The sequence below is a fragment of the Novipirellula methanifontis genome (genome assembly GCF_052161655.1).
In the GTDB taxonomy this organism is placed as follows: Bacteria; Planctomycetota; Planctomycetia; order Pirellulales; family Pirellulaceae; genus Novipirellula.
In genome coordinates this window covers 461042-481078 of record NZ_CP197418.1, presented here as the reverse complement: position 1 = coordinate 481078, position 20037 = coordinate 461042, and the positions used below count along the sequence as shown (strand labels likewise).

Genomic DNA, 20037 nt, shown 5'->3' with positions numbered 1-20037 from the left:
TGAAGCTGCTATTTCCTGGTGAAAACCGCGACGCGATCCACATCCGTTGTTGAAATTTACTAGCAATATGCAGTCTGAATCGTCTCAATGCAGGACTGCACCTCCTATTTCCGAATCCTCCGCAGCCTCGCAACGGCTGCCCATTTTAAAGTCATCAAGGAATCGTTTTTCCGATGAACCAAGCTGAAAACGAGAATCTAGCGCACCGAAAGTCTGCGATCCAGCGAGCCCGTAGTGTCGTGGTGAAGGTGGGGACGAGGGTCCTTACCACCCCCTCCGGCAAACTTGATCGGGATCGTATCGAGAAACTTTCGGCGCAACTTTGTCGCATCGCCGACACGGGGCGGCAAACCGTCATGGTCAGTAGCGGTGCCGTCGGCGCCGGCGTCGGCAAACTGGGGCTGACGTCTCGGCCCAAGGTCGTCGCGCAACTGCAGGCGGTTGCCGCGATTGGCCAAACCGATTTGATCCAGGCCTATGAAACGAGCATCGCGGCGCGTGGACGCCATGCCGCTCAAGTCTTATTGACCGCTTCGGACCTGCGCCGCCGCAGCGCTTATCTGCACGTTCGAAATGCGTTAAGCCGCATCCATGAATATGGAGCAATCGCGATCGTGAACGAAAACGATTCGGTAGCGGTGCGTGAATTGACAACGACGTTTGGGGACAATGACCGGTTGGCCGCTCGCGTTGCCGGACTGTTGACGGACACGTTGCTGATCATTCTTTCGGATATCGACGGACTGTATGATGGGCCGCCGAATAACCCTAACAGCAAACGAATCGAATTGGTCCCGCGCATCGATAATTCGATCCTCAGCCTTGCCAAGGACAAACTGAGCAATGTCAGCAAAGGGGGCATGGCGAGCAAATTGCAAGCAGCAAAAATTGCGGCCTCGCATGGACACTCGGCGATTATCGCGCCTGGGCATGACGACGCAGTGCTGGACAAGATTTTTGCTTGTGAAAACGTGGGAACCCTTTTCCTACCGACCGAAAAAACGATCAAGGGACGTCGTCGCTGGATCGGCGGTTCTGCCAAGGTCGAAGGAGTTTTGCATCTGGACGCCGGAGCGGCCAAAGCGGTTTGGGAAAATGGCAAGAGCCTACTGCCGGTCGGCGTCAAGTCGATCATTGGAACGTTTAAGCGAGGGGCTGTCGTTGCGCTGCATGATCCCGCCGGAAACGAGATCGCTCGCGGGTTGTGCAACTACCGCTCGAGCGAACTTGAAAAGATCCTGGGCAAGCCGAGCGACCAAATTGGCGAACTGATCGGCCACTGTCCTTACGAGAACGTGATCCACCGCGACAACCTCGTGCTGACTCGTAACGGCGAGTTCGCGTAAACACGCATCGGCAAGATGGCATCGTGCTACGGCGAGACTCTTTTCACCACGGCTTCATGAATTGACATCACATCAGACGTGGCTGGATGAAGTCGCCGCCGAGGAATCTTTCCGCATCAGGCCATCTTCCATTTGATAGATCGTGTCAAACACGTCCAGGGCCCGGTGGTCGTGAGTGACCACGATCACTCCGGCTCCCTGTTCGTGGGCCACTTTGGCAAACAGCTCCATCACTTGGCGGCCGCGATGCCCGTCGAGGGCCGCTGTCGGTTCATCGGCCAGGATCACGCTGGGGTGGTTCGCCAGCGCGCGGGCCACCGCGATCCTTTGCTGCTGGCCGCCAGAGAGCATCGACGGCAGATTGTTGGCTCGGTCGCCGACGCCTAAATAGTCCATCAGTTCCATGGCGCGCCGCCGGGCAAAGCGAGTGGATTGACCATTCAATTGCATCGCGATTTGAACGTTCTCGATTGCCGTCAGGAAGGGAATCAGATTGGACTTTTGGAAGATAAAACCGATGTGCTGGCGGCGAAAGGATCGCAGGTTGGTGTGAGCCACTTCGCCATCGATCACCAACTGGTTACGAATCCGGATGCTGCCCGAGGTGGGCGGATTGATCAGACCCACCGCCGTCAAAAACGTGGACTTACCCGAACCACTCGGCCCCAACAACGCGACGACTTCGCCTTGAGCAACCTGCATTGTCGCATCACGCATCGCGACGACTTCGGTGTTCCCACTGCCATAAATTTTCGTCAAACCATCAGCGTCGATGGCATAGGGAGTGTCTGCGGTCGAGGTCATGAGAGCGCCTCGTTGGGGGAAACTTTCATCGCTTTCCAAATCCCCAGGATGCTGGATGCAACGGAAATCGCCAGCACGATTGCCGCCAACTGAAGGAGGTCTGAATCGGCAAGAATCACGCGACGTGGAAACAGCGGAAACAACTGCTGACCGACCAAGTAAGCGATCCCGAAGCCAACGCTACCCAGGATCAATGCCTGCTGCAAAATCATGCCTAGAATGACGGTGTTGGGCGCCCCGATCAATTTCAGCAAGGCGATCGAGTGAATCTTGTCGAGCGTCAGCGTATACAGAATCAACGCCATGATGATAGCCGCGATCACGGTTAGCAGGACGCGGAACAATCCAATCTGACGACGCACTTTTTCTACCGAACCTTTCAGCAACAACTCTCGCTGGCCTTCGCTGGTGAACACCGACACATCGCTCCAGCCGGAAATTGTTTCAACGGCTCGTTGCGCATCCGATCCGTCGGACAGCGTGATCATCACGGCACTGATTTGAGGTCTCGCGACGGCCGGCAGTTGTGCCGATGGCTTGAAGGCGTTTTCCAGGATGCCTGGCTGCTGGACCGCCAGTTCGAATTCGCGGCCACGAGCTTCGCGCGCGGCTCGTTCCAGCCGCACCGCTTCGCCCGGCACATCAAACTGAATCGCCTGAGCGTCTGCAATGGTAAAAAACGCCAGCCCGTCCCCACTGGAGCTGATCATATTGCGAGTGGTTCCCACGACGGTGTAGGTCTCCTTGCCTAGCGAGATCTGATCTCTGACGTCCAAGCCCAATGTTTCGTCGGCGATCATTTCGAAATGCGATTGCCACAGCGGACGTCCGGCGGTCAACGCAACCCATTCACCTTTGTCGGTGGGCCAACTGAGTCCCAGCACCGCGATCCGCAGTGGCTTGCCATCGCGTTGACGCTGAATAGTGTGGTACACAAATTCTCGTGACGACTCGACGCCCGGAACCGCAGCGGCCCGGTAGACGAGATTCGATGGCACCCGCGACAGCTCGGCAAACGGGCCGCGAGTGTCACGTTGGACGATCCACAAATCGGCTCCGACGCGATCGATAAGCAACGTGGCATCTTCGACTACGCCCCGATAGATTCCTCCCATGCCCATCACGACCATCAGCAACATACCGATGCCGACAGCCGTCAGGGCAAACCGTCCCACGTTATGGCGAATGTCTTTGGTGGCGAGGTTCACGGAATCACCACCCGTTGGTTTTCTCTCAGCATCGTTCGCTGCTTGACGGGCGTGATCACCACATCACCGGCAGAGAGTCCTTCGCGGACTTCGACCGCGTCGCGACCGCGGATGCCAAGCGTTAGCGACCGCCATGTAGCGTACCCATCGACAAGGACGAACACACCGTTGCCTTGGGATTGCTGGACAAGGAATTCGGTTGGCAGCACCACGGCATCCACCACTTCGCCGGCTTTGATAAACACTTCGGCTCGCTGGCCGACGGCCCAGTTTTTAGGCAGTTCCAGGACACTCACCTCGACAATGAACTCACGTGTTTCTCGGTCGGCTTCCCGTCCCAGGCGTGCAACCGAGCCCGGAAAGGAAAGTTCGGACTGCGAGCGAAATACGACCCGTGCGGACTGTTTTTCGGCCAGTCGAGCCATCTCGGTTTCGTCGACCCAAGCACGGACCCACAACTCATCGGTGGATATCAACGTCAGGATCAAACCACCCGGAGCGACAATGTCGCCCGGTTCTCGATGGCGGCGAACGATCAACCCATCAAACGGAGCGAGGATTTCCATATCACGCAGTCGCGCGCGGTGGTACTGCAGCGTCTTCTCGGCAGCGACTAGTTCGGTTTGGCCCTCGGCAATCGCCGCTTCGGCTCGCGACACCCCCGACTCTGCCACCGCCAGGGTCTCGACGGCCTTGTCGACTTCGTCTCGACTGACGGCGTTCTGCGCGATCAACGTTTGAGTTCGGTCGTGACTCTTCTTCGCTTGATCGTACACCGCAACGGAACGATTTTTGTCCGTTTTCAGACGAGTGATGGCAGCCGAGGCCGCGTCGACGTTGGCCTGAGCGATCGCCACCTGCTGCTGCCATTCCTCGTCATCCAGTCGCACCAACAAATCGCCGGCCGTCACGCGATCCCCTTGGTCGACCAGCAACTCCACCACGCGGCCGGATATTTTGGGGCTGACGGTTGCTCCCACGCGAGCTTCCAACGTTCCGGTGCCCATCACTTCGGCAACAATCGCACCTCGCGCAGCGGTGTGGGCGAGAACGGGTACGGGAGCAAATCGCATCCAAAAAATACCGGCCGCGATGGCTGCAATCACGGCCACCCCTTTCAGCAACCGCCAAGGCCAGCCTTTCAAAACATTCCCAATCTTAGTCATGCCAATCCAGATGTAGTTCGAGTGAGCCAACGCCCAATGCCACTAGGCCGATCCGTTACTTGCCCAGCGGCACGTAGGCGTAGCCTTCGGCTTGTAAATTGACCAGGGAAGTCAGTGCGGACACGGCGACATCGGCGAACACCACTACCTGTTCCGGCTTGGCATCGCTACCGATCAGCGACTGACCGCAAACAAAGATCTGAACGTCGGCTTCGTGCAGTGCCTGCAAACAATCGAGGTTGGGATTGCCATTGGTTTTGAAACGTGAGCCATAGATATCGTCGTTCAAAATCGTCAACGTCGCATCGCCGTGAAGGACGATGGCGATGTCGACCTGGGCCGGCGCCTTGCCGGCACCGCGATAGATGTTGACAAAGCGAGCAACCTTATCCAGCGCGGAGTTCAGTTTGTCCGGTTCGCCGCCTTGAGTGACATCAACGACGATGCGACTGCCGTCGCGAGGTTGCTGCGTCGCGTTAGGCAGCGAAACGACTTTGCCATACTTAGCGATCGCCGGATGGGAATACTTGGGTGTATCCGCCGACACATCTCCTGGCACCGGATGGTTCTTCATGGCCTCCGAGAATCCCTTAGCAACAAAACCGGAGACGGCTTCGGCGTGAGCTTTGATCAGCTTTACCACATACGGATCTTCCGATGTTTCGGTGACCCGTACTCCTTTGTCCGTATCGACGACAACCATTTTGATCTTGTCGGTGTGGCGAAATATTTCAGCGAACAACGGGTCGCGCATGCGAATTGGCTTGGTCTCTTCGACGCGGTACTGCATCCAGCGAACGTGCTCTTGGATCTTCGCCGCAATAGCGGGGTCGTCTGTTTCGGTCAGTGTTTCGACGCCATTGGGAAGCTGCTTGACGGTTCGCGAAATCTTTTCATGGTTAGTTAGCAGGAAATGAAACAGCTGGCGGTCTTCTTCGTGACGTTCATCTTGCCCATGCTGGCCGCCTTGACCACGTTGGCCAAAGCCGCGACCGTTTCCGGGGCCACGTTGCGCATCGGCGATTCCGCTCAGCAGGGTCGCCATCGACAGCAATACGACAAAAGGAGCAAGGTAGGTACGTATCATGATGTGTGAATCTCCGATGGTCCTGAATGATGAATAAGGTCGGTGTCCCATTGCCGGTTACCGTAGCCGCGACGGCTTAATGGACGCCCGACCATCGCCAGCGATCTGCACTTGGCGTTCCAGTGAAATCCCTTTTTGGCGTCATCCCCCGTCAGATCTGCTGCAACTCCAGGCGTTTGCACCGCTATCGACGTTGTCCTGATTGGCAAAAACGGCTGCTTTGAACGAGTGTTTCGACGGGCCGGCCCGCGTGTTGCCTTGACGAATTCAGCTAAAACGGCTTGTCGACCGCCGCATCGCAGTCACTCGAAACGGTGTGCGAATCCGCCCCACAGAGTGGAACATTGTGCGTCTGAGTCGCACGGAGTTCGCGAGGAGATCGTATCCTCGCGGCAGCAGATTGACGGTGGGATTCGCATTGCTCAACTCCGTGGTTGCGGAATTGGGTGATCACAGCAACGAACCGCGCACCGACAATGAATTCAGGCCACTGCGCAAGGGGTGCCCCATGGAGCGGTTTCGCGGCTAGAATGGAGAATGATCGGAGACCCGATTTCGTTACCAAAATACTATTGATTCGCTTGCTGGAGAATTCGATTGAGACTGACTGCCATTTTCCCCCTCCTTTTGGTCGGATGTTTTGCCGGATGTGAAATGACGGGTTCGCCGTCCAACGAAGATTCGGCCATCCACGACTCTGCAAGCAATGAATCGGCCACCACGGCGGAAACTGCCGCTACATTTGTCTCGGCTCCTGCCGATCCGACAGGCGAATCGAGTGACAGTTCCACCACCGTTACCGAGAAAGATTCTCGTGGCGATAAAACGGCGACGGCCGACGCTCCGTTTGCTTTCAATCCGCTCAGCGAACGCGAAGCCTATGTCATTCTGCACAAGGGAACCGAGCGAGCGGGAATCGGTGAATACACCGACCTGAAGGACCCAGGCACCTACATTTGCCGTCAATGCAACGCTCAGCTTTACAAATCTGATAGCAAATTTGAGAGCCATTGCGGTTGGCCCAGCTTTGATGATGAGATCAAAGGGGCTGTCCAGCGGCATCTGGACGCCGATGGCGAGCGAATTGAAATTGTCTGCAGTAATTGCAAGGGGCATCTCGGTCACGTTTTTGAAGGCGAGCGATTCACTGCCAAAAACACCCGCCACTGCGTGAATTCGATTTCGATGCGATTTGTCCCTCAAGGCAAAAAGCCGCCTGCGGTTATCAAAGCACCACCGGCTAAGAAAACAAAAGCCGAGCAGGCTGCTATTGAAAAGAGCGAGTCAAAAGCGGAAAAGGAGTAGAGCGTGATGATTGCGGAGCGATCAACGACAATAAGAAAGGCATGAAAATTCTCGAAGAACAGCGAAGCGATTAGCCGCCGGCAGTCTCTTAAAGGATATCACTCGCTTTTTCTTTCAGCCCTAAACGACGATCATGCGAATTTTCTGCCTTATTGCTCTGCTGTTTCTTTCTCAGGAATCCAATCTCGTGCAATCGCAATCACCGACGGATCCGCCGACCACCGAAACGTCTACCGATGACGACACTCCGGCGACGCTATCCTCGTCATTGGCGTTTCTGAACAAGACGGCGGGCGGAACTCAGGTCTGGACGGACCATGCATGGGTCGATGGAAACCGCATCCAGCAAAATGCGTTGACGGGGCATTGGCGTTTGCTAGCCAGAGACAACACTCGCATCAGCTGGGGGACCCGCGAGCACTGTGAAACCAGTTTGGACCAGCGGATCGCAGCAGCCTCGCCCGCACCCAACTGCGAACGTGTGGTCATCCTGCTGCACGGTTTGATGCGGACTCATCTTTCGATGATGCAATTGGAAAACGATCTGAGGGCGACCGACGATGCCGAGATCATTAGGTTTTCCTACGCTAGTACACGTTGTTCAATTGGTGAACATGCGGCAGCCCTTCGCGAATTGCTCGAAGGATTACCCGAGGACACCAAAATCAGCTTTGTCGGACACAGCATGGGCAACATTGTCACGCGGCATCTGGTCGGGGATCTGCAACGTGACGGCGACCCCAAAAATGTGCTGCCGCGTTGCGAGTCGATGGTCATGCTAGGGCCACCGAACCAAGGGGCCGCAATCGCTCGGCGAATCAACGCGACTGGGATCTTTGACGTCATCACCGGCAAAGGCTGTCGCGAGCTTGGCAGTGAGTGGCAAGCGTTCGCAGACCGATTGGCGACACCGCCGTTTCCCTTTGCGATTGTTGCCGGGGACCTTTCCTCGAACACGATTCAGAACCCGCTCGTCGACGGAGCAAGTGATTTTGTTGTCAGCATAGAGGAAGCTCAACTCGAAGGAGCGGAACAGTTCTATACCGTGCCGGTTCTGCACAGTTTCTTGATGAACAACGAAAAGGCCCGTGAATTGACGATCGACTTCTTACTTTCTCATCGCAGCCAAAGCTAAGCCGTGGCGGACTTAATCGCTCAAGGGCCCCGAGACCAACATCGTTGGCGGCGTGCATTACCCGACGCCGCATCGGGTCGCGAAATCCTGCTTGGACGCGACGACAGCGATTGGAACGTCCCTTGGGATCCAATGATCTCGCGACGTCATACGCGGATCAAAGTGCATCTGGATCAACAAATCGAAATCATCCAGAACGTGCATGCACGCAATCCCGTCTTCTATCGCGGGCGACAAACTCCCCAATTCAAACTGACTGTCGGAGAACATTTCGTCATCGGGGAAACCACGTTCACGGTGGTCAATCGGCCTGGTGCCTCGGAATTGCCATCGAGCGAGAATGTTACTCAGCACGCCTATGACTACACCGTTTTGCGACGCCGCCATTTCCGCGATGCCAATTCGCGAATCGAAATGCTAAGTCGATTGCCCGACTTGATTACCAGCAGCGAGACCGACGAAGAATTGCTGGTGCGGATGACCAACGTGTTACTGCAAGCTACACCCGCGGCAACCGCAGTGGCCATCGTCGCACTGGCAGACGATTCGGCGATCGAAAACCGCAACCGTTCGCGGGCGGATCGGCCAGTCCGAATCTTGCATTACGATAGTCGTGGGTTTGAATACGACGCGACGCAGGTGAGTGCACGACTCGCACGGTCGGCGATCGAAAATCGAGAAAGCGTCCTGCAAGTCTGGTCACCGCACGATGCACCGCAGAGTGGATTCACGACGAACGAAGGGGTCGATTGGGCGTTTTGTGTCCCGCTGCGAAGTATTGCCTGCCGTGGTTGGGCGATCTACGTCACCGGTCAATCGGCGACACACGGACCTTTTGATCCGCGCGATCAAAATGCGACGCCGCCGGAAGCCCTGCAAGACGATTTGAAGTTTGCGGAACTTGTCGGATCGATGGTTGCCAACCTGCGGCAAACTCGCCGATTGGAACGACGCCAAGCATCGATGCGACAATTCTTTGCACCAATCGTAATGGACGCACTTGCGACTCAAGATCCCGCCGAAGTGCTGCGGCCACGAGAGGCGAATTTGTCGGTCATGTTTTGCGATCTGCGGGGTTTTACTCAAAAGAGCGAAGAACAATCCGACCACCTGCTGGAATTGTTAAACCAAGTCAGCGAGTCGCTTGGCGTGATGACCCGAGCCATCCTGGATTGCGGCGGCGTGATCGGCGATTTCCATGGTGATGCCGCGATGGGGTTTTGGGGCTGGCCGATCGCTCAGTCTGACAACGTCATTCGGGCGGCCAATGCTGCGATTCAAATCCGTCGGCAACTCGCAATCATTAGCGAAATGGAGGAGAGCGAGATCGGACACCGCTTCCAACACGGCATCGGGATCGCAACAGGCAATGCCGTGGCGGGTCAAATTGGAACCGTCGATCAAGTCAAAGTCACCGCGTTCGGCCCCGTCGTGAATCTCGCCAGTCGTCTGGAGGGTCTGACCAAACAGTTCGGGGTGCAAACGATCATTGATGAACCGACGGCCACGGCGCTGATGGGGATGGGGCGTGATGATCGCGGAGCGATCAACGACAATCAAACTGATCGCGGAGCGATAAGCGACACTCTTGGGGATGACGGAGCAATAAGCGATAGCGGCTCGCCGATGGTGACTCGGCGATTGGCACTGGTGCGTCCGGCAGGACTGATACAACCGGTGAATATCTACGAACTTAGCCTCGCTAGCGAATCGCTCAATGACGCCGATCTGGCGACGTATCAACGAGGACTCGCGGCGTTTATCGAGGGCGATTGGACGATGGCACGTGACGCCTTTACTAGCATTGCCGACCGCGATCGTCCCAGCCAGCGAATTCTTGGCCAAATGGCGAGACAGGGACAATCGCCGCCTGCGGGATGGTTAGGAGTGCTGGATCTGGAAAAGAGCTAGGTTTTGTCGGGGGCGCCCTCTCTCCCTAGCGGTGCCGGGGACTTACAATAGGGCTCAAATCCACCCCAAAACCCCTAGACTAACCGTGGTACGCAATGGGATTGCAACAATTTCGCTCAAACCAGTTCATCGTTCTTCACCTCGCCTGTTTCACCGCTTTGCTCGGTGCCCAGGCCTATTTTCCGAGTGAATCTGCGGCCCAATTGTCCGACAATGATCGGGCACGACTGGTTTCCCAGATTCGCTATGACACCAGCCAAATCACAGAGGACCGATTCCCCGATTTGGAGTTGGCGAAACAGGACGTCGCCGAAAAGATCGGTTCGGTGCGACAGTTCATGCTTGCTCAACGCTCGCAGAGCAATGGCCAAGCGTGGCTGGATTACCTTGATCTGGACCCTTTGTCCGAAGCCCTGCAGTCCGACTCGCTCTCGGACGTCGCACGAACCGCGATCGATGTACGTTACCGCCTGATCGGAAACATCGAAGGGCTCGAAATGAACTCGCTGACGCAGCTCCGCAGTTCGATCGAAAAATTGCTCGGTGCCATCCGCTTCCGTGATGGCGAGAAAGCGGCCGAACAACTTGCCAAGCAACTCGAGTCATTGGCTGAGCGAATCGAGGCGATGGACCGTGTGCCATCGGCCGAAGACGCGGCGGCTCTTTCGGCATTGGTGTCACTGTTGGAGGAATCACAACAAGCGCGCGGCGTGGTTGCGTCGATTCGCGAAGTCTTTGGACGTCCCAACATCGCAGTTTTTGTTGGGGAATCTGCGATCCAGCAAGCCGTTAATCGCGACGTCAATCGATCACGTCCGATCCGCGACTGTATTCTTGGCACTCGCATCGTTGGCGAAGCTTACACGACCGGCTTCGTCACGGCCAATCTATTGCCATCGATGGGCGCGGCAAGAATCCAAGTCTCGCTCAATGCTGATGTTTCCACTCGCAGCACTGGCTACAACGGCCCGGTGAAACTTCGCACTGTCGGTAATGCTCAAGTCTCTGCCACACGCACGTTGAACATCAACGAGTCGGGGGTAACGATGGAGCCCGCCTATGCGACGGCAGCGTTGCACACCGACATCACCGCGATCGAACACAAGCTGAAACTGGTCCGCCGCATCGCAAAAAAGAAAGCTGCCGAACAGAAACCCAAGGCGGACCGCATCGCCGTGGAACGGATGCGTCAACAAGTGGGCGAAGAATTTGCCAAACAAACTCAAGAAGCGAGTGGCATCGACACGCCCAACATCTCGGCGAGAATCGCTCCGACGTTGAACCGATTGTCGCTTGTCGATCCAGCTCGATTGTGGGGCTCGACCGACGATGCCTTGTTTGTCGACACCACATTGCGTCGCAACGATCAAATTTCGACGACCGTTTCACGGCCTGCGATTTTATCCTCGTACACCGCTGCGATTCAAATCCAAGAATCGGTTGTTGATAATGCGTTGGGCCCTTTCCTGGCGGGCCGAACCGTCAACGAAGCGATGATCAACGACTTGCTCGCCGAATCAGGCCGACCGGTTGAAAAGAAAGAAGGCGAGGACGCCGAACCACCGTTTGAAATCGATTTTGCTCGACTGCAACCGATCGTGTTCGAGGCTCGCGACGGAGCCATTCGCTTTGGCGTTCGCGGAACTCGCTTTGCACAAGGCGAACGTGAATTGAAGGTGCCAATGGAAATCACCGCCACCTACCGACCTGCGATGACACCCGAAGGACACGCCATTTTGATCCGTGATGCCGACGTGAACGTCGACTTCCCTGGTGGCAAACGGCTGAGTGTTTCGCAAGCGGGATTGAAGCGAACGATTCAAAAACGATTCGACGACGTTTTCCCTGAGAGTCTTTTGCAACGCGATATCAAAGTTCCTGATACCGTTGAAATCGAAGCGATTCGCGGACGGCAATACCGTGCTCATCACATCGATTCACGTGACGGATGGCTCACCATCGCAGTTCGCTAGGGACCGCCGGACCATTTGATTAGCGGTACGAGTGTCATTGTTAGATATGCCGCTCTACCCGGTGCCTTACGGCCCACGGCTCACAAAAAAACGCCGCTTGAGTGATCAAGCGGCGTTTTTCGTTTCCAATCGGTCTCCGTTGGTTTAGAAACGAGTTTGAAACTGTGTGTAGACGAACTGGGCATCGTCGTTAGACAACACGCCTGGAGTTTGGTCGTAGTAGTCGCCGGCAAAGAAGTGCGAGTAGCCGAACAGCAGGCTGCTACGCGGGTTCAAATTGACGTTCAGTGCGACGTCGATCTCGTGTCCCAATTCCTTGTCTTCGGCCAATGCGGTCGTGTTATACGGCTGCATCGTCACGCCGTAGGGCGTTGTTGCTGTATCCAGTAGGAAGTAGTGGTACCAAACCAATAGGTTGACGTTGGGTCCAAGTACCGGGGTGATGAACTGCATGTTGATGTCGTGAAGGTTACGACGGCCAAACAAGTCCATAAAACCGTTGTATTTGTGGGCCAGCGGGAACTGGTGATCGAACGAGTCATCACCGCGAGCGACGAAGTCCGCATCACCACCGGAGGCATAGTCATACCAGAACCAAACGGTGGGCTTCCAATTGGCGACTTTCAGTTTGCGTCCCAATCCCCCGGTAAAGAAACCGGCGTCGTGGCTGCTGCCGTTGCTGTTGGAACCGAACTGGACACCACCTTCGACTTCGTAAAGCAGATCGCCATTGCTGCCGGCGACGCGTGAACCCAGCGTGTGATAGTCAAAATCATTGACACTGTCATCCAGCCCGAGGTAGTACATATCCAAGGTGCCGATGTCCAACCCTTTGCGGGTCAGGTAGGTACCGAAGAAATCGACGGTCTCGTCAGCGTCATCAATCTTGCTCTCGTTTGCCGCGGTGCGATTCACGGGATGAACGAAGAATCCATCCACATTCCAATCTTCGTTGGAATACATCAAGCGTGCACCCTCGAACGTGCGACGAGTGTTAGCCCAATCCAATGGCGAGATCAACCGCTGGTTACCGTACAATAATTCTTGGCGGCCGACGCGTGCGGTCAGTTTGCTGCATCCGTCTGAGAACAAGTTCACGTCGGCGAACAAGTTCTGGATTTCGCCACGATTTTCTTCGATCGGGCGGTTGTTGAAGAACTCGCCTCCCGAATCGGCGTACAAGTACTCACCATACAAACGAATGTAATCGTTCATGCGATAGTCCGAAAACAATCGCAAACGGGTCAACCAAAAATCGTCGTCGCGTCCGGTCAATCCAAGTCCACGCATCGCTTTTTCGTCGTGATAGCGAACGCGAACTTCACCACCGAGATCAAGCTTGCCATCGGCGAGACCCTTGAGTGAATCACCAAAAAACGAGGGGCCGTTGTAGCAAGGATCATTCAAGTAGCTGAAATCGTTTGCATAGAACACGCCTCCGTAGGCGTTTTTCATCTTCTCGGTTGCAGCGTCCGATTGCTTCTTTGTGCAACAGGTGCTGTTACAGCACCCGCATGGCGCCGACGCATAGCTAGCGGGGGCTGGCATCGCCTCGGGATAAACTGCGGTTTCCGATAGAGGGGCAGCTGCGTCGAGTGCAGCTTCATCCACACCTTCGTAATCCGTATCACTGACCACACGTACCGCAGACTCGACGTAAACCGTCTCGGTTGCGGATCCCGACGGACCAAGATCATTGTATTGATCTGCCTGGGCCGCGCTGATTGTAAATAGGGTCGAGAGAGCGGCTAGAAGTGCTGCGCGTGACCGGCGTCGTTTTGGATTGGGCATAGTGGAGAGGTTCCTTCCTCTAATGGAATTTTCTTTGCAAAGCCAGAGTAAGGTTCCACGGTTTTGCATCATGCGTTCCCGCGCTTCATTAATGCCTACTGCATTAACAAGAACATCATTCAAGGTGAGAATTTCCCATTCCCGACCGGAGCCCTACAGCCTCAGTGATTGAGACCACTCTTCGCATCGGCTTCGCGCAGGGGTGCGATCTGCAAGAAATTGCTGGCACCCGACAATGAGATCGATCGTGATAAGCCGAACGACCGCCCTCAATCGTTACCGTTGATACAAGCGTGCTGCACGCGGCGGGCCCACACGCTCTGACATGCCTCGATGACGGCTTGCGTGCCTAACAAATAGGCAATTGCCGACATTCTAAGCGAATCGGGGCGTCAGTTCTGCGATTCGAGTTTTGCCCGTTCTGAAAAACCTGACATCGTTAACGTGCATTTCAACACCACAGATGCCACCACAGCGTGCGGCACGCCGCAATAGATACAAATTCCCCCAATGTGGCCCGTCTCTTGGCCCGTTAGTTGCCTAAGGCTCTAGACCATAACGAAGCCCCCCGCAGCACAACATTTGGTCATCCGATTGCAATCTTGCGGGTGTCACCATTTTACTTTTCATCTTCTTCCTACGGCGCAATGCCCGGGTTTGTACAAATGCCTTCCGCACCCTTCTATCGATCCCTCAAGAACCTCATTCGAAGCAGATTTGTTTTCTCCGCCACCGCTGTGTTGCTTTTGTTCGTCACCGGCTGCGGCGGTTCGAAAATCACGTTAGAAGACCTGGAGGCGGCAGCCGCGAAGTTGCCACAAGACAATACACCGGCATCCACGACAGGAAATGAAAATGCTGTCGTCACCGACATGTTGGACATCGAAAAGCCATCGCTGAAGTTTGGCTTTATCAAACTGACCGACTGTGCACCGCTCGTGATTGCGAAAGAAAAAGGATACTTCCAGGACGAAGGGCTAAACGTCGAAATCGAGGCTCAGTCGAATTGGAAGGTTCTGCTGGATCGCGTCATTGACGGGCAACTCGACGGCGCTCACATGCTAGCCGGCCAACCTATCGGAGCGACGATCGGGTTTGGCACCAAAGCTCATATCATCACCGCATACAGCTTGGACTACAACGGAAATGGCATTACGGTCAGCAACGACATCTGGACTCAGATGCAAGAGAACGACGAGAGTCTGAAATCGCCAACACCGCCGCATCCGATCTCGGCAAAATCGCTCAAGCCCATCGTCGATAGCTACAAGCAAGAGGGCAAAGATTTCAACATGGGGATGGTCTTCCCCGTCAGCACGCACAACTACGAAATCCGTTACTGGTTAGCAGCCGCTGGAATTCATCCTGGCTTCTACAACAAAGACAACATCACCGGCATGGTGGACGCCGACGTGTTGTTGTCGGTCACTCCACCACCGCAAATGCCTTCGACACTCGAAGCGGGCACGATCCTTGGTTACTGCGTCGGCGAACCTTGGAACCAGCAAGCGGTTGCCAAGGGAATCGGTGTCCCAGTAACGACCAACTACGACATTTGGAAGAACAATCCCGAAAAGGTGTTCGGGGTTTCCGCCGAGTGGAACGAGAAGTACCCGAACACTCACATCGCAGTCGTCAAGGCACTGATTCGAGCAGGCAAATGGCTTGATGAAACCGATGCCGATGGCAAATTGACCAATCGCGAAGAAGCGGCCAAGATTTTGAGTGGTAAAGATTACGTCGGAGCCGACGAAGATCTGATCAAACAAAGCATGACGGGCACCTTTGTCTTTCAAAAGACCGATGTTCGCCCGATGCCCGATTTCAATGTGTTCTTCAAACATTACGCCAGCTATCCACATTACAGCGATTGCATTTGGTTTCTGACCCAAATGCGTCGCTGGGGGCAGATCACTGAAAGCAAACCGGCCGAGTGGTACGAAGAAACCGCAAAAGAAGTTTACAAGCCTGAAATCTACCGCAAGGCCGCAGCGATGCTGGTCGCGGAAGGAAAAGTTTCGATGGAAGAAATTCCTGAGGGCGAATATGACGGCTATCGACCGGCAACTAACGAGTTCATCGACGGCAATACCTACGATGCTCGTGACCCCATCGGCTATATCAACAGCTTCGTGATCGGCAACAAAGACGGCGACGCTACCGAGGCAACGCCCACAAAGCTGTAACGCAGAACCGCTACGAAACGGTTGGCAACTTACATCGATATTTCTGTCTTCCCTCCCCCTCGCCACGTAGCAAGTAGCGGGGGGGAGGGGGGGATCGAAACAGCAGCGCCGTGTCGTGGATCGCATCGATGATGCGAAACAAAGACCTTTCGTGGCGAAACTTGCTGAAGATCCAAAACAACGGATCGTTTATTACGGCAGGCACGAAGGCAAGATCGCGGAGCGATCAGCGACATTCACATCACACAACGAACTGAAACTGAGAGACAAGAATGAATTGGCGTGGAACCGCTTTAAGACTTTGCAATGTCGCCGGAATGCCGATTTTCGAGCCGTTTGTTCGGCTCGCGGCTGGCGAAGATCCCAAAGAACAATTCAAAGGGATTGCAAAGTTCGTTTTGTTGCCGATTGTGGCGATCGCATTGTTCGTCGGTGCATGGTCGTTGGCTGCGAAAACAGTCGTGACCGAAAGCATGCAATTGCCAAGTCCGTCGGCGACCTGGCAAGCCGGTGCAGATTTGTTCGCAATGCATTTTGCACAACGAGCCGAAGATCGCGTCAAAAAAGACGAAATGCTTGCCGAAGCGATTGTCTTCATGGCACAAGCCAAGTCATTGGAAAACCAAGCCATCGCAGCTTCGACCAGTGATAAAGAGTCGCTGCTTGCCAACGCATTGATCTACAAAAAGAAAGCCGTTCAAGCCGCAAACTATGTCCCCTCGAGTGCGCCGACCTTTATCGACCAAATCTTCACCAGTCTAAAGACCGTTTTCTTTGGGTTTGCGATCGCAACCTTGATCGCGGTTCCGCTGGGAGTGCTTTGCGGTATGAGCCCTTGGTTCAACGCCGCGTTGACGCCCGCGATTCAAATGTTCAAACCGGTCAGCCCGTTGGCTTGGTTGCCCCTCGCCAGCCTCGTGATCATCTGGGCTTACAGCAACTCACAGCCAGGTGAAACGTTTTTTGAAAAGGCGTTTTTGATTTCAGCGGTTACCGTATCGCTCTGCTCGCTTTGGCCGACGCTTGTCAACACAACACTTGGTGTCGCCAGTGTGGATAAAGACTACTTGAATGTCGCTCGCGTGTTGAAACTGACTTGGTCACAAAAGTTGTTCAAGATCATTTTGCCCGCCAGCTTGCCGCTGATGTTCGCGGGATTGCGAATCAGTCTCGGTGTTGGATGGATGGTGTTGATCGCAGCGGACATGTTGGCTCAGAACCCTGGGCTTGGAAAATTTGTTTGGGATGAATTCCAAAACGGCAGTAGCACCACCTACGCACGAATCGCCTTTAGTGTCTTGATTATTGGTCTGATCGGACTTGTGCTTGATCGCATCATGATCTGTTTACGCAACATGGTTAGTTTCGGAAACCCGGTCGCGGGTTAGGACATCGCTGTCCTATTCCTGCTTTCCGGAAAACCTTCACTCACGAACGAACGAGAGAAACGATGAGCGTAGCCGTCCTTCCTAACCCAACGATTGAAACACGACTCGATCATTTGCCACCCAACCCGATTCTGACGATGCGTAACGTGTCGAAGGGGTACGGCAGTGGTGTGACTCGCAATGAAGTTCTTCAGAACATCAACTTAAATATTCGCGAAGGCGAATTTTTAGCAGTGGTTGGTTTTTCCGGCAGCGGAAAGACCACCTTCACACAACTGTTGGCTGGTTTGATCCAACCCGACAGCGGCGAGATTTTGATGGAAGGCGAACCGATCACGGGCCCTGGCCCCGATCGTGGCTTGGTGTTCCAAAACTATTCGCTACTGCCTTGGTTGACCGTTCGCGGCAACATTGCGTTGTCGGTCGATAGTGTGTTCCGCACGTGGGGTAAGGGAGAACGCCGCGACCATGTTGAAAAGTTCATCGAGATGGTCGGTCTCAGTCACGCCGCCCACCGTCATCCTCACGAATTGTCCGGTGGTATGCGGCAACGCACCTCGTTGGCTCGTACTTTGGCAATGAAACCCAAGGTACTGCTGCTGGACGAACCCCTTTCCGCTCTCGATGCGTTAACTCGCAGCGTATTGCAGGAAGAGATCCTGAAGATTTGGGAAGAGGAACGTCAAACTTGTTTGATGATCACCAACGATGTCGATGAAGCGATCTTGGTCGCCGATCGCATCGTCGCCTTAAACCCAGGCCCGCGTGCTTCGCTAGGTCCGATGTTCACTGTCGAACTTGACCGTCCGCGTGAAAAGTCATCGCTGAACCACAACGAACGCTTCAAGGGATTACGCAACGCGGTCACCAATTACTTGGTTGCCGTACGCCAAAAGTCACGCTCTGACGAGGCCGCTGTTTCGACGGCACCCAAGTTTGAACTACCCGACATCGAGCCTATCAGTTTGACGAAGCCTCATCGCTTTATTGTCAATTCACCGGCTCAGTAATAACTAAACGGAAAAGAACATGGCTGGCTACGTAGAAATGTTTCGTCTCGGCAAGACCTATGACACGCTCAGTGGTCCTGCGGTCATCGTCGAAGACTTCAACTTGAACATGAAGCAAGGTGAATACGCCAGTTTGCTTGGGCATTCCGGTTGCGGCAAAAGCACCGTGCTGATGATGGCTGCGGGGCTTAACGAGATCACCGAAGGCGGGATTGTTGTCGCGAATCATGAGATCGATGGTCCTGGCCCCGATCGTGGAATCGTATTTCAATCTCCTTGCTTGATGCCTTGGATGACCGCACTTGAAAACGTGCTGTTGGGCGTCGACCAAGTTTATCCACATGCGACCAAGAAGCAGCGTCACGATCTTTCGGCGTATTACCTGTCGCTCGTCGGTCTAGGCAACAAATTACGCACACGAGCGTCGGATCTAAGCCAAGGCATGCAACAACGCGTCGGGATTGCCCGCGCCTTTGCCCTCAAACCCAAAATGCTTTTGCTTGACGAGCCGTTTGGAATGCTCGACTCGCTGACACGGATGGAACTGCAAGAAATCCTGCTTGAAATTCTGATGAGAGACAAAGTAACCACCATGATGATCACTCACGATGTGGACGAGGCTCTATTTATGAGTGACCGCGTCGTGATGATGACCAACGGCCCGCGTGCCACCGTGGGTGCAATTTTTGACATCCCATTTGACCGTCCTCGAGTTCGCACCGAAGTGCTTGAGCATCCGGAGTACTACGATTACCGAGAAAAACTGCTTTGTTTCTTAGAGGAACAAGATCACAAAAAGTTGAAACAAGACGTTGCCAAGCACGAAGCAAAGAAGGCTGAAGATGTAAACGAGGAGGACACCGTATGTGCCTAGTTCTTCCCAGCCAGCTCTCCAACGCGTTCCTGTGCGATGTCCGCACCTACGATGTCAACAACAATCTTTGTGTTAATAACGAAGGCGAATCCGAACTCGATCGTTTGGCAATCGAGTGCCTCGAACGCGGCACCGCATGTGTCAGCACTTTCCACCAAGACACGCTTCACGCCGCAGTCGCCTTTCCGATCTATCGCAGTGAAATCATCGTTTCGATCGTCGTCTTGGCCACCAAGGCCGACGATCAATCGCCTGGCGTGTTTGAAGTTTGGTCGCCTGTGGGCATCCACGAAGAACTTGCCTTAACCTCTGGGTTTTACGGCAATCTAACTCGATTCCAAAACGTTTCGTCATTTGTTCGCTTTGAAAAAGGCTCGGGATTACCGGGGCAAGTCTGGAATTCGTTGCGAGCGATCATCCACGATGACCTCGCCAGCCACAGCGGTTTCCTGCGGGCAGCGGGTGCTAGTGCGGGCAGTTTGCAAACCGCCATTGGGATTCCTGTTGCAGGCGAGAACTACGTCGCCTCGGTGCTACTGCTCAGCAGCGAAGTCTCGCCGATGGCACGCGGTTTTGAAGTTTGGCGAGCGGATGCCGATGGTGGCTACACCCTCAAGTCTGCAAGCTACCCCGATCCCACGGTCGAGCTTGCGATCGGGACTTCCATGTCAGCGACTTCGGGAATTCCGGCTTTGGCGTTTGAACACGGTGGAGCAACCGTGTCCGAAAACCCAACAATTTTACGATCCGGTCGACAATTCGACGAGGGTGCTACTCCGATCCAAGGTTGCCTTGCGATCCCGTTCTATGAATCCGATGCCCTTACGAGCGTCACGGTGCTGTTGTTTTAATC

General features: G+C 54.8%; 15 protein-coding genes. 10 read left to right on the top strand and 5 right to left on the bottom strand.

The genetic code is table 11. From position 1 onward, the window contains the following. Window positions 1-173: 173 nt before the first annotated feature. The gene (gene proB / locus SH528x_RS01705) at window positions 174-1346 is read left to right on the top strand and encodes a glutamate 5-kinase (RefSeq protein ID WP_442508809.1); all 1173 of its coding nucleotides are present in this window, start codon (window positions 174-176) and stop codon (window positions 1344-1346) included. A 72-nt stretch (window positions 1347-1418) separates the two neighbouring features. Here proB and SH528x_RS01700 read toward each other — a convergent pair whose 3' ends face one another. Genes SH528x_RS01700 through SH528x_RS01685 form a run of 4 tightly spaced genes read right to left on the bottom strand, consistent with a single transcriptional unit; the run spans window position 1419 to window position 5611 of the window. Then, complete coding sequence (locus tag SH528x_RS01700) at window positions 1419-2150, bottom strand: ABC transporter ATP-binding protein (RefSeq protein WP_442508808.1); 732 nt, start codon at window positions 2148-2150, stop codon at window positions 1419-1421. Further along, the gene (locus tag SH528x_RS01695) at window positions 2147-3358 is read right to left on the bottom strand and encodes an ABC transporter permease (protein ID WP_442508807.1); all 1212 of its coding nucleotides are present in this window, start codon (window positions 3356-3358) and stop codon (window positions 2147-2149) included. Before SH528x_RS01695 ends, SH528x_RS01700 begins: the two co-directional genes overlap by 4 nt. Continuing rightward, window positions 3355-4524, bottom strand: a complete 1170-nt coding sequence (locus SH528x_RS01690; protein ID WP_442508806.1) for an efflux RND transporter periplasmic adaptor subunit — start codon at window positions 4522-4524, stop codon at window positions 3355-3357. The genes SH528x_RS01695 and SH528x_RS01690 overlap by 4 nt, the downstream gene beginning before the upstream one ends. A 55-nt stretch (window positions 4525-4579) precedes the next feature. Continuing rightward, on the bottom strand, window positions 4580-5611 hold the full coding sequence (locus SH528x_RS01685) for a DsrE family protein (RefSeq protein WP_442508805.1): 1032 nt from the start codon (window positions 5609-5611) through the stop codon (window positions 4580-4582). 654 nt (window positions 5612-6265) lie between these two features. Between SH528x_RS01685 and SH528x_RS01680 the strand changes: the two genes are divergently transcribed. The 4 genes from SH528x_RS01680 (at window position 6266) to SH528x_RS01665 (ending at window position 11935) form a co-directional block, all read left to right on the top strand. Continuing rightward, a complete protein-coding gene (locus tag SH528x_RS01680) occupies window positions 6266-6916 on the top strand; it encodes a methionine-R-sulfoxide reductase (RefSeq protein ID WP_442508804.1) in 651 nt (216 codons plus the stop codon). Between the two features lie 187 nt (window positions 6917-7103). Beyond that, window positions 7104-8051 (top strand): esterase/lipase family protein, encoded by a 948-nt coding sequence (locus tag SH528x_RS01675; RefSeq protein WP_442508803.1) that lies wholly within the window; start codon window positions 7104-7106, stop codon window positions 8049-8051. A gap of 3 nt (window positions 8052-8054) precedes the next feature. Then, window positions 8055-9962: an adenylate/guanylate cyclase domain-containing protein gene (locus SH528x_RS01670; protein WP_442508802.1), complete on the top strand. Its 1908-nt coding sequence runs from the start codon at window positions 8055-8057 to the stop codon at window positions 9960-9962. 95 nt (window positions 9963-10057) lie between these two features. Continuing rightward, window positions 10058-11935, top strand: a complete 1878-nt coding sequence (locus SH528x_RS01665; protein WP_442508801.1) for a hypothetical protein — start codon at window positions 10058-10060, stop codon at window positions 11933-11935. A 144-nt stretch (window positions 11936-12079) separates the two neighbouring features. Here SH528x_RS01665 and SH528x_RS01660 read toward each other — a convergent pair whose 3' ends face one another. Beyond that, window positions 12080-13726 carry an alginate export family protein gene (locus SH528x_RS01660; RefSeq protein WP_442508800.1) on the bottom strand — a complete coding sequence of 549 codons (1647 nt, stop codon included), beginning with the start codon at window positions 13724-13726 and terminating at the stop codon, window positions 12080-12082. A gap of 737 nt (window positions 13727-14463) precedes the next feature. On the opposite strand from SH528x_RS01660, the gene SH528x_RS01655 reads away from it, so the two are divergent. The 5 genes from SH528x_RS01655 (at window position 14464) to SH528x_RS01635 (ending at window position 20035) form a co-directional block, all read left to right on the top strand. Beyond that, window positions 14464-15912: a CmpA/NrtA family ABC transporter substrate-binding protein gene (locus SH528x_RS01655; protein ID WP_442508799.1), complete on the top strand. Its 1449-nt coding sequence runs from the start codon at window positions 14464-14466 to the stop codon at window positions 15910-15912. A 272-nt stretch (window positions 15913-16184) separates the two neighbouring features. Beyond that, on the top strand, window positions 16185-17300 hold the full coding sequence (locus SH528x_RS01650; RefSeq protein WP_442508798.1) for an ABC transporter permease: 1116 nt from the start codon (window positions 16185-16187) through the stop codon (window positions 17298-17300). Between the two features lie 62 nt (window positions 17301-17362). Then, window positions 17363-18310 carry an ABC transporter ATP-binding protein gene (locus SH528x_RS01645; protein WP_442508797.1) on the top strand — a complete coding sequence of 316 codons (948 nt, stop codon included), beginning with the start codon at window positions 17363-17365 and terminating at the stop codon, window positions 18308-18310. Between the two features lie 19 nt (window positions 18311-18329). Next, complete coding sequence (locus tag SH528x_RS01640) at window positions 18330-19184, top strand: ABC transporter ATP-binding protein (RefSeq protein ID WP_442508796.1); 855 nt, start codon at window positions 18330-18332, stop codon at window positions 19182-19184. Continuing rightward, the gene (locus SH528x_RS01635) at window positions 19175-20035 is read left to right on the top strand and encodes a GAF domain-containing protein (protein ID WP_442508795.1); all 861 of its coding nucleotides are present in this window, start codon (window positions 19175-19177) and stop codon (window positions 20033-20035) included. The genes SH528x_RS01640 and SH528x_RS01635 overlap by 10 nt, the downstream gene beginning before the upstream one ends. Window positions 20036-20037 lie beyond the last annotated feature (2 nt).

Bases quoted from the DNA above. Each gene is read 5' to 3' on its own strand.
- SH528x_RS01640 (WP_442508796.1), top strand. From the start codon at position 18,330: ATGGCTGGCTACGTAGAAATGTTTCGTCTCGGCAAGACCTATGACACG.
- SH528x_RS01650 (WP_442508798.1), top strand. From the start codon at position 16,185: ATGAATTGGCGTGGAACCGCTTTAAGACTTTGCAATGTCGCCGGAATG.
- SH528x_RS01690 (WP_442508806.1), bottom strand. From the start codon at position 4,524: ATGACTAAGATTGGGAATGTTTTGAAAGGCTGGCCTTGGCGGTTGCTG.
- SH528x_RS01680 (WP_442508804.1), top strand. From the start codon at position 6,266: ATGACGGGTTCGCCGTCCAACGAAGATTCGGCCATCCACGACTCTGCA.
- SH528x_RS01700 (WP_442508808.1), bottom strand. From the start codon at position 2,150: ATGACCTCGACCGCAGACACTCCCTATGCCATCGACGCTGATGGTTTG.
- SH528x_RS01645 (WP_442508797.1), top strand. From the start codon at position 17,363: ATGAGCGTAGCCGTCCTTCCTAACCCAACGATTGAAACACGACTCGAT.
- proB (WP_442508809.1), top strand. From the start codon at position 174: ATGAACCAAGCTGAAAACGAGAATCTAGCGCACCGAAAGTCTGCGATC.
- SH528x_RS01635 (WP_442508795.1), top strand. From the start codon at position 19,175: ATGTGCCTAGTTCTTCCCAGCCAGCTCTCCAACGCGTTCCTGTGCGAT.
- SH528x_RS01665 (WP_442508801.1), top strand. From the start codon at position 10,058: ATGGGATTGCAACAATTTCGCTCAAACCAGTTCATCGTTCTTCACCTC.
- SH528x_RS01660 (WP_442508800.1), bottom strand. From the start codon at position 13,726: ATGCCCAATCCAAAACGACGCCGGTCACGCGCAGCACTTCTAGCCGCT.
- SH528x_RS01685 (WP_442508805.1), bottom strand. From the start codon at position 5,611: ATGATACGTACCTACCTTGCTCCTTTTGTCGTATTGCTGTCGATGGCG.